Below are 13352 nucleotides of genomic sequence, written 5' to 3' on the forward strand. Positions count from 1 at the left end.
CATAAGCAACATCAAGGCCAACTCACGCCATCTGCACATGCGGCAGCAGCGCATACGAGCCGGCCAGCGCCTGCTCGGCCTTGCTGGCCGGGACGTTCAACTCCTTCAGATCCAGGTAGATGCGCCCGTCCATGATGCGTACCGTGTACAGGCGCGCCATGCCCTGCACGGGCGCGACCAGGCGGCCCGAATCGAGCTCGATGATCCAGCTGTTCTTCGGTCCCATCAGGTTCTTGTCCATCAACACGCCATGCGCCAGCGGGCCGCCCAGGCAAGGGACGGTGTCGAGCAGCGCGTAGACGGTATCGTCGGCCGCGCGAAACAGCGCCACGCCCGGCAGGTCCTGCCAGGCCAGGCCGCGCTGGACCATGCGCGCGCCCGCCAGGGGCATGTCCTTGAGGCGGCAAATCATTTTCCATTGTTCTGGCATCACAAGCTCCCGTGAGAAATGCATCTGTTTCCATAAGCAAGAGCGGTGCCAGTCCTGAAACGCCGCCGGCGCGGGGAAATCACGCGCGGGCAGCCTTGCCGGCGCACTGCGCAAGTGCACACTGCCGCCGAAATGGTGCGCCGGCCGCCAGACCGGAGTGCCGGCTTTCCTTTACAATGGCGGATTACTCCCCCTACTTTGCACCCTTCATGATTGTTCTTGGCGTCGAATCCTCCTGTGACGAAACCGGCCTGGCCCTGTACGACACCGACCGCGGCCTGCTGTCGCATGCCCTCTATTCGCAAGTGGCCATGCACGAACAATATGGCGGCGTGGTGCCCGAACTGGCCTCGCGCGACCATATCCGGCGCGCCATTCCGCTGCTCGACGAAGCGCTGGCCAAGGCCGGCATCACGCTGCCGCAGATCGATGCCATCGCCTACACGCAGGGTCCCGGCCTGGCCGGCGCGCTGCTGGTCGGCTCCTCGGTGGCCTGCAGCCTGGGGCTGGCGATCGACAAGCCGGTGCTGGGCATCCACCACCTGGAAGGCCATCTGCTGTCGCCATTGCTGGCCTCCGAGCCGCCCGAGTTTCCGTTTATCGCGCTGCTGGTATCGGGCGGCCATACGCAGCTGATGCGCGTCGACGGCGTGGGCCAGTACACGCTGCTGGGCGAAACGCTCGACGATGCGGCCGGCGAAGCGTTCGACAAGTCGGCCAAGCTGCTGGGCCTGGGCTATCCCGGCGGTCCGGCCATTTCGCGTCTGGCCGAATTCGGCGACCCGCTGGCCTACAAGCTGCCGCGCCCGATGATGCACTCGAAAGACTTCAATTTCAGCTTTTCGGGCCTGAAAACGGCCGTGCTGACGGTGGTGAAGAACCATGAAGAAAAGGTGATTGCCAATATCTGCGAACAGGACAAGGCGAATATCGCGCGCGGCTTTGTCGACGCCATCGTCGAGGTGCTGACGGCCAAATGCGTGTCGGCCCTCAAGCACACGGGCCTGAAACGGCTGGTGATCGCCGGCGGCGTGGGCGCCAACGCCCAGCTGCGCGCCGCGCTCAACGCGGCGGCAGCAAAAAAACGCTTCAAGGTGTACTACCCGGAGCTGGAATTCTGTACCGATAACGGCGCCATGATCGCCTTTGCCGGCGCCATGCGGCTGCAGATCAACCCCAATGCGGCCAAGCGCGATTATGCGTTCAATGTCAGGCCGCGCTGGGCGCTGGATGAAATTCGGGAAATCTGATTTAACCCGAAACCCAAAGCGAAAGGCTGGGGTCGGACCCTGAGGGACTCGGCGTCCCCGTCCGACCCCAGTCCTTGCCGTTGGGTTACTCCAGCAAAAAATTCCGCCCCGGCCCCCCGCCTTCCTGCTCCACCGTCTCATCCTTCAACCCCACCCCCGACAGCTGCCTGGCAAACGCCTGCGACAGCAGGTAGTGCAGCCGGTACGCCGCCTGCGCGTACGGCATGCCTTCGGGGCGCACGTTGGAGATGCAGTTGCGGCTGTCGTCGAGCAGGCCCACTTTCGGCGCCCATGTCAGGTACAGGCCCAGACTGTCTGGCGAACTCAGGCCCGGGCGCTCGCCGATCAGCACCAGCACGGCGCGCGCTTTCAATAATTCCCCCACTTCGTCGCCGGCCGCCACCCGCCCCTGCACCACGATGACAAGGGGCGAGACCGTCCACGCTTCCAGCGCCAGCCGCTCGCGCAGCGCCGCCAGGAACGGCGCCACATGGCGCTCGATGGCCAGCGCCGACAGGCCGTCACAGGCCACCAGCGCCAGGTCGGCTCCTTGCGGACCGCCTGCCAGGCGCTCTCGCGAGGCGTCATCGAGCCGCCGTCCCAGGTCGGGCCGCTGCAAATAGATGGCGCGCGTGGCGGCGGCGCTGTGCAGGGCGAGGCTGCCCGGCTCCCGGCTGGCCAGCGCCCGCGCATCGAGTTCCAGGTGTACCGCGTCGCGCGCCTGCGCGTGCGCCAGCTGGAAGGCCAGCTGCCTGGAAGTGGGCATGCTGACGCCAGTGCGCCCCAGCGCGATGCGCGCCTGCGTGTGGCGGCGCAAGGCTTGCCAGGGATTGTCGGTGACGAGGGTGTCGCTGCTGGCCATGGCTTGCTCCCGTGGTGATGGAATCTTGCTACACTGCGCATCAGCATATCACCAAGGAACGCCATGATCGTTGCCGCCGACGCCGTGCTGTGGGACCAGTCATACGATTTGCCGCTGCTCGAGCGCCTCGGTCCCGCGCAGGATGAAATCATCCATCACGTCACGCAGGTCAATCTTGCCATGGACGTGCCCGAGCGCCCGTCCTCGGCCGCAGTGGACGCCGCCTTTGAAGCCGACGTGCGCGCGGCGATCGCCGGCATGCCGCAATCCGTGCAGGCGCTGCTCGACGGCGTGCTGCTGGGCGTGCGCTTTGCGCGCCAGCTGGGGTCGTCGGCCATCAGCGATATCGTCGTCACTGGCGAAGGCGTGATCCTGGGCGTGGTGGTGGCGCTCGACGTCGATGCGTTCGAATCGCGCACGGCCAATGCGTGGGCCAGCTGGAAGGAAAATACGCCATTCGCACCCGAAGCGGGTTTGACCCTGACCGCGCAGATCGCGCTGCCCGACGACGACACGCGCCAGGGCGCGCTGCAATACCTGCTGCTGCATGAATTCGGTCATGTGCTGTCCGCCGGGCGCAGCCTCCTGCACGACTGGTGGCTCGATGCGCAGTCGCTGCGCGATGCCGGCGACTATCACTATCTGCCGCTGGCCTGGCAGATTCTTGATGAAAAAAGCGTCGTGCCGCTGGCGGAGAATGACTTCCCGCTGCGCCCGGACATCGTCTACTACCATGGCGCGCGGCTGGCCGCCAGCCAGATGACCGATGCCTACCGCCAGCTGCAGGGCGCAAATTTTGCCACGCTGTATGCGGCCACCAGCGCGCATGAAGACTTTGCCGAATCGTTTGCCAGCTATGTACACGCCGTCCTGCTGGGCAAGCCGCAGGCGATCCGCATCGAGCGCAATGGCGAGCTGCTGCTGCAGTTCGGCGGCTACTGGGAGTCGCCGCGCAGCGCCGGCAAGCGCGCGCTGCTGGAGCGGCTGCTGGGACAGTAAATCAGGCGCCGCTAGCCGCCCTTGCCAGCATGGCGCGAAACGCCGCAAACACTTTCTGCATGGCCGGGCGCTTGTACGGATACATCTCTTCGGCGTCCATCGCATGCACGATCATCGCGTTGTCCGCTTCGAATACCAGCAGCTCGCCGTCGCGCGTTTCGGCGCAGTCGATGCCCAGATACGGCATCAGCATGCGCGCATCGATGGCAGCAAAAGCCTGCGCATGGCGGCGCGCGAACTGCTCGTCGAAGTGCGCCATGATCCGCGCCTCTTCCTCGCGCTTGACCGCGCTTTCGTCCATGCCCGCGTTCAGGTAATGGATCATCCAGTGCGACGACACGGCAAAGTGGCAGATATATGGCCGGCCGTCGATCAGCGCAATGCGGTATTTGCGGTACTGGCCGTCGTCATTGCGGTAGTCGACAAAGCGCGCGATATAAAAGCGTTCGGCACCGACTTTTTCCAGGTAGGCGTGCAGCTCGCCGGCGCTGGCCATGCGCTCGAGGTCATGGCCCGCGTGGGAGCCGAGCGGGCGCACGATCAGCGGAAAATCGTCGCCGGGCAGCAGCGCGTCGACCTGCAGCTCGCCGGTGGCCAACGCCTGCAGCTGCGCGCGGCTCAATCGCGCCGTGCGCGGCATGGCCACGCCAGGCACGTCCTGCAGGCGGTTGCACAGGCCGTCGCGCGAAGTATGCACGATCTGCTCGGGCCGGTTGACCACGGGCCGCGGCCAGTCAAGCAGGAACGGCACCAGGCGCGCCAGCAGGGGCTGGTTCGCATCCGACTCGGCCACCGCCACCAGCAGCACGTCGTGCTCGGGCACTTCTTCTGGAAACGGGCCGTCGGCCGTCAGGTACAGCAGGTCGAGTGCCACGTCGGACTGCTCGACCAGGAATTCGATCGGCGTATTCGACATCAGGTCGCCCGGTCCCATTACCACCAGCACGCGCATGCCGGGGCCGGACTCCGGCGCCTGCGCCGGCAGGGAATACCACTGCTGCAGCTCGATCGCCTGCGCCTGCACCGCCAGCGCCAGCTCGCGCTGGCCTTTGAGCTGCAGCACGGTGGAAAAATCGAGGTACGCGTGCGCATCGTCGGGATGGGCCTGGGCGCGCGCCAGCAGCGCTTCGCCGAGTGGCGCCAGGTCCTGCTGCAGAAAGGCGACGCGCATCAGGGGCGCGAGGCCGATCAGCGGTGCGTACGGTGTGGCGGCATGGTGCATCAGATCGTGCATGGGCATCTTCAGTGTCTGGACAGGCGCGCGGCGCCGAAACGCAGCACGGCGTCGATCAATGCGTCGATATCGGCGGCGCGCGTGCGGTGGTTGACGATGGCGGCGCGGATCGCCAGCTGGCCATCGATGGTGGTGGAGGATGGCGCGGCGATGCCCGATTCATGCAGGTCCGCCACGATCTCGCCATTGAAGGCGTCGCTGTCGCCCTGCGGCAGGCCGCGGTGGCGGAAGCAGACGATATTGAGGCTTACAGGCGCCAGCAGTTCGAGTTCCGGCGTGGCCTGCACGCGCTCGGCCAGGTAGCGCGCCAGCGCGCAGGTATGGGCGATAGCCGCCCCCATGCGTTCGGCGCCATGCACCTTGAAGGTGAACCAGGTTTTCAGCGCGCGAAAGCCGCGCGACAGGTCGGGGCCGAAGTCGCACGGCCACGGCGAGCCGCCGGCCAGCCCGCGCGCTTCGCGGCGAAGGTAGGCGGCCGGCGCGGCAAACGCCGCCATATGGCGCGCGCCGTCGCGCACCAGCAGATAGCCCGCGTCATACGGCACCTGGCCCCATTTGTGAAAATCAAAGGCGAGCGAATCGGCCAGCTCGATCCCGGCCAGCAGCGGCGCGACCTCCGGCGACAGCATGCCCAGCGCGCCATACGCGCCATCGACATGGAACCACAGCTTTTCGCGCGCCGCCAGCACGGCCAGCGCGGCCAGATCATCGATGGCGCCCGTGTCGACAGTGCCGGCCGTGCCGACGATAAAGAACGGTTTCAGGCCGGCCGCCCGGTCCTGCGCAATCGCCTGTGCCAGCGCGCTCATATCCATCTGCTGCTGCGCATTGACAGCGATGCGGCGCAAGGACGCGGTACCAAGGCCCGACAGATCCATCGCCTGCGCGATGCAGCCGTGGGCGCCGGCCGAGGCATAGGCCACCAGCGGCGCGTTTTTCAGCCCATCCTGGCGCGCCACCACGCCCAGCGCCTGCGTGCGCGCCACCAGCACGCCCATCAGGTTGGCCATCGAAGTGCCGGTGACGAACACGCCGCTGGCCGTATCGGGAAAGCCGAACAGCTCGCGCATCCAGCGGCAGATCTGGCGCTCCACCTCCACCGGCATCTGGCTGCGTCCGCCCACATTGGCGTTCAGGCCTGCCGCCAGCATCTCGGCCAGCATGCCGACCGGCGTGCCGCCGCCATGCACCCAGCCCATGAAGCCGGGATGGACATTGCCGACCGCATACGGCAGCACGTCCTGCATGAAGGTGGCATGGGCCTCGGCCAGCTCGCCCGGTGCGCGTGGCAGCGGCCCGGCAAAGCTGGCGCGCGCCGCAGCGGGCGCCGGCTGCCAGACGGGCCGCTGGCGGATCTGCTGCGCGTAGTCGAGCATGTCGTCGAGCATGCGGTGGCTTTGCGCGCGAAAGGCGTCCCATTCTTCGGGAGTCTGCGGGTCGAGCGAATCCGGGACAGAGGCGGGATCGGGTGGCAGCATGATGGCATCGCTAGAAAAGTGAGAAATGATTATCGCACCGGCATGACCAGCCAGGGCGCCATTTACATCTGTTACCTGGCCAGCCGCTTGAGCGCGGCCTGGAAGGCGGGCGCCAGTTGAGCGGACAAGTGGCCACCAGCGTCGGTGATGCGCATGCGCGCCAGCCACGCCTCGAACTCGGGCGCCGCGCCCAGGCCCAGCACGCGGCGCGCATACAGCGCGTCGTGGAACGAGGTGCTCTGGTAACCGAGCATGATGTCGTCCGCGCCGGGCACGCCCATCACGAAATTGCAGCCGGCCGCGCCCAGCATGGTAAGCAGCACGTCCATGTCATCCTGGTCCGCTTCCGCATGGTTGGTATAGCAGACGTCGCAGCCCATGGGCAGGCCCAGGAGCTTGGCGCAGAAATGGTCTTCCAGGCCGGCGCGGATGATCTGCTTGCCGTCGTACAGGTATTCGGGGCCGATAAAGCCCACCACCGAATTGACCAGCAGCGGCGCATATGCTCGCGCCACTGCATACGCGCGCGCTTCGCAGGTCTGCTGATCCATGCCGTGGTGCGCGCCGGCCGACAGCGCGCTGCCCTGCCCCGTCTCGAAATACATCACGTTGTTGCCCACCGTGCCGCGCCGCAGCGACAGCGCCGCCGCCCGGCCTTCAGCCAGCAACGCCAGGTCGATGCCAAAGCTGCGGTTGGCCGCCTCGGTGCCAGCCACCGACTGGAACACCAGGTCGACCGGCGCGCCGCGCCGTATCGCCTCGATGGTATTGGTGACATGCGTCAGCACGCAGGACTGGGTGGGAATATCGTACTGGCCGATCACGCCATCGAGCAGGTGCAGCAGCGAGACGACTTGCGCCAGATTGTCGGTGGCCGGATTGATGCCGATCACGGCGTCGCCGCTGCCATACATCAGGCCATCGACGATCGAGGCGGCAATGCCGGTGGCGTCATCGCTCGGGTGGTTCGGCTGCAGGCGCGTGGCCAGCCGTCCTTCCAGCCCCAGCGTATTGCGAAAGGCGGTGACGACGCGGCATTTGCGCGCCACCAGCACCAGGTCCTGCAGGCGCATGAGTTTTGACACCGCCGCCGCCATTTCCGGCGTAATGCCGCGCGCCACCGACGCCAGCGCCGCGCTGTCGGCCGCATCGCCGAGCAGCCAGTCGCGCAGCTCGCCCACGCACAGATGGGCGATGGGTGCAAACGCGGCGCGGTCATGCGTGTCGATGATCAGGCGCGTGACTTCGTCGCGCTCGTACGGCACCAGCGCCTCGTTCAGGAACACGCTCAGGGGCAGGTCCGCCAGCGCCATCTGCGCGGCCACCCGCTCCTGCGCGCTGGCCGCCGCCACGCCGGCCAGCACATCGCCCGAGCGCAGCGGCGTGGCCTTGGCCAGCAAGTCCTTCAGGTCGCGGAAGCGGTAGACCATGCTTCCCAGCGTATGCGCATATTCCGTCATCAGGCTATCCTCCCGTGACCATCATTCTACGCCTGCACGGCCTTACTCCAGGCTGCGCAGCGCACCCTCGACCTCGGGATGGCGAAACACGAAGCCGTCGGCCAGCAGCCGGCGCGGCGCCACGCGCTGGCCTTCGACCAGCAGGTCGGCCTGTTCGCCCAGCAGCGCGCGCATGACGAAGGCCGGCGTCGGCATGAACGATGGACGGTGCAGCACCCTGCCCGCCACCCTGGCAAATGCACCCTGGCGCATAGCCTGCGGTGCACAGAAGTTGTACGCGCCATCGACGCCGCCATTTTCGCTGCGGCGCGCCAGGTGCGCGATGCCGCGAATGACATCCTGCACATGCACCCACGACAGCCACTGGCGGCCGCTGCCCAGCGGGCCGCCCACGCCCAGGCGGATCGGCAGCAGCATCTGCGGCAGCGAACCCTGGTGGCCGAACACCAGGCCGAAACGCATGCAGCCAACCTGCACGCCGTATTGCTGCGCCGTGCGCGCCGCCGCTTCCCATTCGCTGCACAGCTGCGACATGAAAATCGCCTGTGGCGGACTGTCCTCGCCGAGCTCCGTATCGTCGCCCTGCGGCTGCACGCCGTAGTAGCCGATGGCCGACGCCGACAGCAGCACGCGCGGCTTGTGCGCGGCGCGGGCGATCCAGGCGATCACCTCCTGCGTCAGCGCCACGCGGCTGCGGCGCAGCGCCGCCTTGCGCGCTTCCGTCCAGCGATGCCCGACGATGCGCGCGCCGGCCAGGTTGACCACCATATCGATATGCTCATCGTCACGCAGATCGGCCATGCTGGTCATGCAGCGTACCTTGCCGTCAAAAGTCCACGCCGCCTGTTTGGCCTGGCGCGTCAGCACCGTCACCTGGTGGCCGTCGGCCAGCAAGGCCTGCACCAGCTGCTGGCCGATAAAGCCGGTGGCGCCCGTCACCAGCACCTGCTGCGGCGTCGTGGCAAAGGACGGTTGTTCCGTTTGCCTTTCGTCCTGCGCCACGCGCCGGCCCAGCTGCCAGGCCGCATAGCCGTCGCGCAGGCCGGACAGGCCCACGCCAATGCCGCACAGCGCCAGGAACACGCTGAGCCAGCCATACGGCTGCCAGACCAATGCCGTCGGCAGGCCGGCCCAGTCGGCGCTGTTCAGGGCCAGCAGCGCAATAAACGCGCCCGCATTGATCGCCAGTACCGTATGCGTGACACGCTCGGTGGCCGGCAGCAGGCGCGTGCGGTCTTCGACCACGAAGTCCCACAAGGTCAGCACGATCTCCACGCTGAAGACGATCACCAGCACCCAGGCCCAGGCACCGTGCCATTCCCAGGACGACAGGCCGGCAAACAGCACGCTGTAGATCAGCGCGCGGATCGAGTGGATCGTCAGTTCGAGCCGTGCCGATTTTTTTTGCGGCAGCGCTTCGGTGATTTCATGGTGGTAGATGGTGTCAAAGGCGCCCAGGCAGCCTTGCGCCGCCATCAGTTGCAGGGCCAGCAGATGGGTATTCATGGTGTGTCCTTGTGGTTGTCGGGGGCCGTCGTTTCGCGAAACACACCGACCTGGGTAAAGGTGGTGCCGAACAGCGCGTGGCGGATCTCGATGCGGATATTGAACTGCTGCGCATTGTCGTTGCGGTGGCACAGATAGGTCTTGCCGGGCGTGAGCAGGCCGGGCAGCGGCAGGCGCCAGCCGAACAGATCCCAAAAATAGCCGTCGCTGGTGAAGTACAGATTCCCTTCGCGCACATCGAGCACCAGCTTCATGCCCAGCCCCATGCCCACATATTCGAGCACCTCGCCCTTCTCGCTTTCGGCCATGTACGAGGTAAACCGGATCGGTTCCCTGCCATGCAGGCGGTAGGTGCGCTGCTTGAAGATGAACGGGCAGCCGGGACGCGAGTAGACCTCGATATCGACCGGGAAATCCGTGTCGTTATGGGGGATCAGCGCGCCGTTGATAAACGGCCGCGTGATCCAGCCCAGCAGCTTGCCCAGGCGCGAACAACTGAGTTCACTGAGCTCGCCCCGGTAGTACAGCGGCTGGCCCGGCGCGGGATTTTTCTCGAAGCGGCGGCGGATATCGGGATGCAGGGTTTGCCATTCGGCACCCATCACCTTCTTGAACAGCTCTCCTTCGGATGGGCTGTTCATGGCCTGGCCTTTTTCGCCTTGGCCGGCTTGTCGTCGGGACTGAGGAATTTGGCCACCTTGCCGCCCATCGACAGCATGCGCTGCAGGGTCGCCGGCGGCAGGTTCTTGTAGTCGCTGTAGGTACTGCTGAGCATTTCCAGGAAGGCCAGCACTTCGCCCATGCGCGCCAACGTGGCAGGGGGAATCGCCGCATCATGTTCGCCTTCGATCGCGCATTCGCGCAGCACGGTGAGGGTGGGATCGATCTCGCGCCGCTTGCGCTCTTCCATGATGACGCGGAAGATTTCCCACACATCCTGCAGCGCCACGAAGTGGTCGCGCCGGTCTCCCATCACGTGCGCGACACGCACCAGGCCCCAGCTTTGCAGTTCCTTCAGGCTGTTGCTGACATTCGAGCGCGCCACGTTCAGGCTGGCCGCGATATCTTCCGCCGTCAGCGGCTCATTGGCCAGGAACAGCAGCGCATGGATCTGCGCCACGGTGCGGTTGACGCCCCAGCGGGTGCCCATCTCGCCCCAATGGAGGATGTACTTTTGCGTAGTTGGACTCAGTTCCATGCGCTCTATTCCTTGCTTTCTCTTATTTCTGTCGTTACAGAAATGTAAGACAGTAAGAAAACCGAGTCAAGCGCGATTCGTTACAACGATGCCGGCGGCTGGCCCATGGCTTTCAGGAACTGCTGCTGCGAGGCGTGCAGCTGCAGGTAGCCGATCTCGCGGTAGGTCAGCCCGTGGCGCGGCGCCAGTTCGGCAATGATGCGCGCCAGCGCCGGGTAGTGGCGGTGGTTCCAGGTCGGGAACAGATGATGCGTCAGGTGCAGGTTCAGGCCTCCGAGCCAGTACCCGAGCCAGCGCAAGGCGCGCGGCTTCGGCGTCCAGTCGCAGGCCGTATAAAAGGTGTGCTGGTACCAGTCGTGCGGCATGGTGCCGTCTTCGCCGGGCTGGAAGAAATCGACTTCGGCCCAGTGCGTGCCCAGGATCAGCGCCACCAGCACGCACGAGGCGATCATCTGGCCCAGCAGGTACGCGCCCAGCACCACTCCCCAGCCGATGCCATGGCCGTGCACCACCCAGATCGGGACGGCCAGCACCAGCGCCAGGTGCGCCAGCTTCCAGCCGAGGAAGACCATCCAGCCGCGCCAGCCCTGCAGTTTGCTGTGCACCGCCACCGGCGTCTTGCCGAAGCGGTCCAGCCAGTCGCCGTACCAGTTCAGGTAAGGCAGCGACAGGGCGGCGATCACGGGCCAGTACAGGTATTGATAGCGGTATTGCGGCGACCAGTTCTGGTATGGCGTCTGGCGCAGGAACGGATTCGGTTCCGTGTCGAGGTCATAGCCTTCGACATTGGCGTAGGTATGATGGAAGTGCACATGGCGGATGGTCCAGAAATCCATGTCCACGCCCACCGGCACGCTGACCAGCCGGGTCAGCAGGCGGTTCAGCGCGCCGCGCCGGAACATGGCGCTGTGCGCGCCGTCGTGCAGGCTGTTCATGGCCAGCACCATGGCCGTGACCACGCTGGCGACATAGCAGGCCACAAAACCGGGGGACGTGGCGGCGTTCAGGGCCAGCAGGTACAGCAGCGCAGCGAGCGCCGTCAAGGCCGCAGCCTTGGCATGCATGCGCCAGTCGGCAAAGCGGTGCGTGGCCGATGCGGCCAGATAGGCGTCGGCCCGCTCGCGCAGCTCGCGCCGGAAGGCGGAATCGCGTGCAGGCTGAAAACGCAGCGGTGGCAAGGACTTCGGTGCCGTCATGCGCGCGTGCCCTCCTGGTGTGCCGGCCACCACAGCCGGCGCGCGCCATCGAGGCCATGCACCAGCAACAGTCCCATGCACACCACGCCCCAGGCGTCGCGCGCGCCGTACCAGAACAGGAACAGCAGCGGCAGCACCAGGCAGATCGCGACCCAGGCCAGCGCGCCCCAGCGGCGCGCGTCCGACAGGCCACCCAGCGCCAGCGTGCCGGCAAAGATCAGCGCAAACAGCGTGGCCTGCTGCGCGGCGGTCCATGCCGCTTCATGGTTGACGTAATAGATCACCAGGCCAAACAGGATCACGCCGCCGATGCCGATATACAGCTCGGGCACATTGAATATGCCGCGCGACTGCCAGTCGGGAAAGCGCGCGCGCAGCCACTTGAACAATTTGCCGTTGCTGGCCAACAGCGGATTATGGGTCGGCGTCGTGCCTTTCACGCCATAGCGCATTTCCACGCCGTCCAGCTCCGGCTGGAAGCTGCCGAACAGCTTGTCCCACAACAGCAGGGTGCCGCCGAAATTGCGGTTGATATAGCGCTTGTCGGTGCCGTGATGGACGCGGTGATGCGACGGCGTGACCATGATCTTGTCCAGGATGCCGGACTTGTTGACCAGCGCATTGTGGTTGTAGAACTGCACCGAGTAATGCAGCGACGAGATGACGACAAAGATCTCCAGCGGCAGGCCCAGCACGGCAAGGATGGCGATAAACGGAAAATTGGTCAGCGACGAGTACCAGGAATTGCGCACGCCCAGCGACAGGTTGAAGTGTTCGCCCTGGTGGTGCACCACGTGCACGGCCCACAGCAGCGGAATCTTGTGGTGCAAGCGGTGCATCCAGTAAAAGCACAGGTCCCAGGCGACAAACGCGAACAGCCATTGGGCGGCGACCGGCCACTGGTCGACGATATGCAGGTTGGCGTGGCGCAGCAGCAGCGCAAAGGCGGCCACTTCCACGCCGCGAAATACCCACATCAGGATATGGCCGGAATTGAGGTTGAAGATCACGTCCTTCCATGGCACCGGCGTCTTGCGTACCCATTTGAGTATCAAGAGTTCGGCCAGCACAAAGGCGAGCATGATGACGAAAGTCAGGGCAAAAGGATTGAGAGTCATGGGGCAATTTCCGCAGAAATGTCGCGACGATCTGCGCAGGATACGCGCATTTTCGCCAGCGCGCCGCCCGCCATGCCGACCAGCAGGCCGGCAGCCAGGTCGATGCTGACATGCCGGCGCAGCGCGATAATCGCATAGCAGATGCCCAGCCCCAGCACCACGGCCAGCACCGAGCGCACCGGAAAGGCGCGCTCACACAGCGCCCATACGCACAGCAGGGTCAAGGCGCCATGCAGCGACGGCAGGCAGTTTTGCGTGGAATCGGCTGCCTGCAGCATGCGCAGCATCTGCGTGCTCCAGCCCATGCCGTCGCCGACCGGCGGATACGCGAGCGTGGTCGGGTACAGCAGGAAGACGACGCCGCACATCAGTGCCGAGATGGCCATGGCGCGCGCCAGCCAGCGTACACGCTGCGGCGTGGCCACCAGGTAGGTGTAGGGAATCAGGATAAAGAAGGACAGATACAGCCAGATGGCCGCGTCACTGTAGGCAATCGCGCGGTCGACAAAGGTCTCGGGCAGCAGCACACCCTTCCCCTGCAGCAGATCGCTGGAAAAATACACCAGGCCGACGCTGCCCCAGCCGGCCAGCAAATGCAGCAAACGTACAAAAATGGTCATG

13 protein-coding genes are annotated in these 13352 nt (G+C 65.7%); 2 read left to right on the forward strand and 11 right to left on the reverse strand.

Features of this window, described 5'->3' with window-relative positions; genetic code table 11:
* Nucleotides 1-22: 22 nt before the first annotated feature.
* On the reverse strand, nt 23-430 hold the full coding sequence (locus tag RTQ46_RS22365; protein WP_312439789.1) for a nitrite reductase (NAD(P)H) small subunit: 408 nt from the start codon (nt 428-430) through the stop codon (nt 23-25).
* Between the two features lie 209 nt (nt 431-639).
* Here RTQ46_RS22365 and tsaD point away from each other — a divergent pair, with 209 nt between their 5' ends.
* The gene (gene tsaD / locus RTQ46_RS22370) at nt 640-1680 is read left to right on the forward strand and encodes a tRNA (adenosine(37)-N6)-threonylcarbamoyltransferase complex transferase subunit TsaD (RefSeq protein WP_312439790.1); all 1041 of its coding nucleotides are present in this window, start codon (nt 640-642) and stop codon (nt 1678-1680) included.
* Between the two features lie 85 nt (nt 1681-1765).
* Here tsaD and eutC read toward each other — a convergent pair whose 3' ends face one another.
* Entirely contained in the window at nt 1766-2542 is a 777-nt protein-coding gene (eutC, locus tag RTQ46_RS22375) for an ethanolamine ammonia-lyase subunit EutC (RefSeq protein WP_312439791.1), read from the reverse strand.
* A gap of 63 nt (nt 2543-2605) precedes the next feature.
* On the opposite strand from eutC, the gene RTQ46_RS22380 reads away from it, so the two are divergent.
* Nucleotides 2606-3541, forward strand: coding sequence for a hypothetical protein (locus RTQ46_RS22380; RefSeq protein WP_312439792.1), 936 nt, complete (start codon nt 2606-2608; stop codon nt 3539-3541).
* A gap of 1 nt (nt 3542) precedes the next feature.
* On the opposite strand, the gene RTQ46_RS22385 is transcribed toward RTQ46_RS22380, so the two are convergent.
* From RTQ46_RS22385 to RTQ46_RS22425, 9 genes are all read right to left on the reverse strand, one after another.
* Nucleotides 3543-4775: a RimK family alpha-L-glutamate ligase gene (locus RTQ46_RS22385; RefSeq protein ID WP_312439793.1), complete on the reverse strand. Its 1233-nt coding sequence runs from the start codon at nt 4773-4775 to the stop codon at nt 3543-3545.
* 8 nt (nt 4776-4783) lie between these two features.
* Nucleotides 4784-6253: a pyridoxal-dependent decarboxylase gene (locus tag RTQ46_RS22390; RefSeq protein WP_312439794.1), complete on the reverse strand. Its 1470-nt coding sequence runs from the start codon at nt 6251-6253 to the stop codon at nt 4784-4786.
* Between the two features lie 71 nt (nt 6254-6324).
* The gene (locus RTQ46_RS22395) at nt 6325-7713 is read right to left on the reverse strand and encodes an ethanolamine ammonia-lyase subunit EutB (RefSeq protein WP_312439795.1); all 1389 of its coding nucleotides are present in this window, start codon (nt 7711-7713) and stop codon (nt 6325-6327) included.
* Nucleotides 7714-7755: 42 nt separating this feature from the next.
* Entirely contained in the window at nt 7756-9219 is a 1464-nt protein-coding gene (locus RTQ46_RS22400) for a TIGR01777 family oxidoreductase (RefSeq protein ID WP_312439796.1), read from the reverse strand.
* Nucleotides 9216-9860: a DUF4166 domain-containing protein gene (locus RTQ46_RS22405; protein WP_312439797.1), complete on the reverse strand. Its 645-nt coding sequence runs from the start codon at nt 9858-9860 to the stop codon at nt 9216-9218. Before RTQ46_RS22405 ends, RTQ46_RS22400 begins: the two co-directional genes overlap by 4 nt.
* The gene (locus tag RTQ46_RS22410; protein WP_312439798.1) at nt 9857-10417 is read right to left on the reverse strand and encodes a GbsR/MarR family transcriptional regulator; all 561 of its coding nucleotides are present in this window, start codon (nt 10415-10417) and stop codon (nt 9857-9859) included. The genes RTQ46_RS22405 and RTQ46_RS22410 overlap by 4 nt, the downstream gene beginning before the upstream one ends.
* An 80-nt stretch (nt 10418-10497) precedes the next feature.
* A complete protein-coding gene (locus RTQ46_RS22415) occupies nt 10498-11613 on the reverse strand; it encodes an acyl-CoA desaturase (protein ID WP_312439799.1) in 1116 nt (371 codons plus the stop codon).
* A complete protein-coding gene (locus RTQ46_RS22420) occupies nt 11610-12731 on the reverse strand; it encodes a sterol desaturase family protein (protein WP_312439800.1) in 1122 nt (373 codons plus the stop codon). The genes RTQ46_RS22415 and RTQ46_RS22420 overlap by 4 nt, the downstream gene beginning before the upstream one ends.
* Entirely contained in the window at nt 12728-13351 is a 624-nt protein-coding gene (locus tag RTQ46_RS22425; RefSeq protein WP_312439801.1) for a phosphatase PAP2 family protein, read from the reverse strand. Before RTQ46_RS22425 ends, RTQ46_RS22420 begins: the two co-directional genes overlap by 4 nt.
* Between the last annotated feature and the right edge of the window lies 1 nt (nt 13352).

This window comes from Janthinobacterium sp. (genome assembly GCF_031995485.1).
Classification (GTDB): Bacteria; Pseudomonadota; Gammaproteobacteria; order Burkholderiales; family Burkholderiaceae_D; genus Janthinobacterium.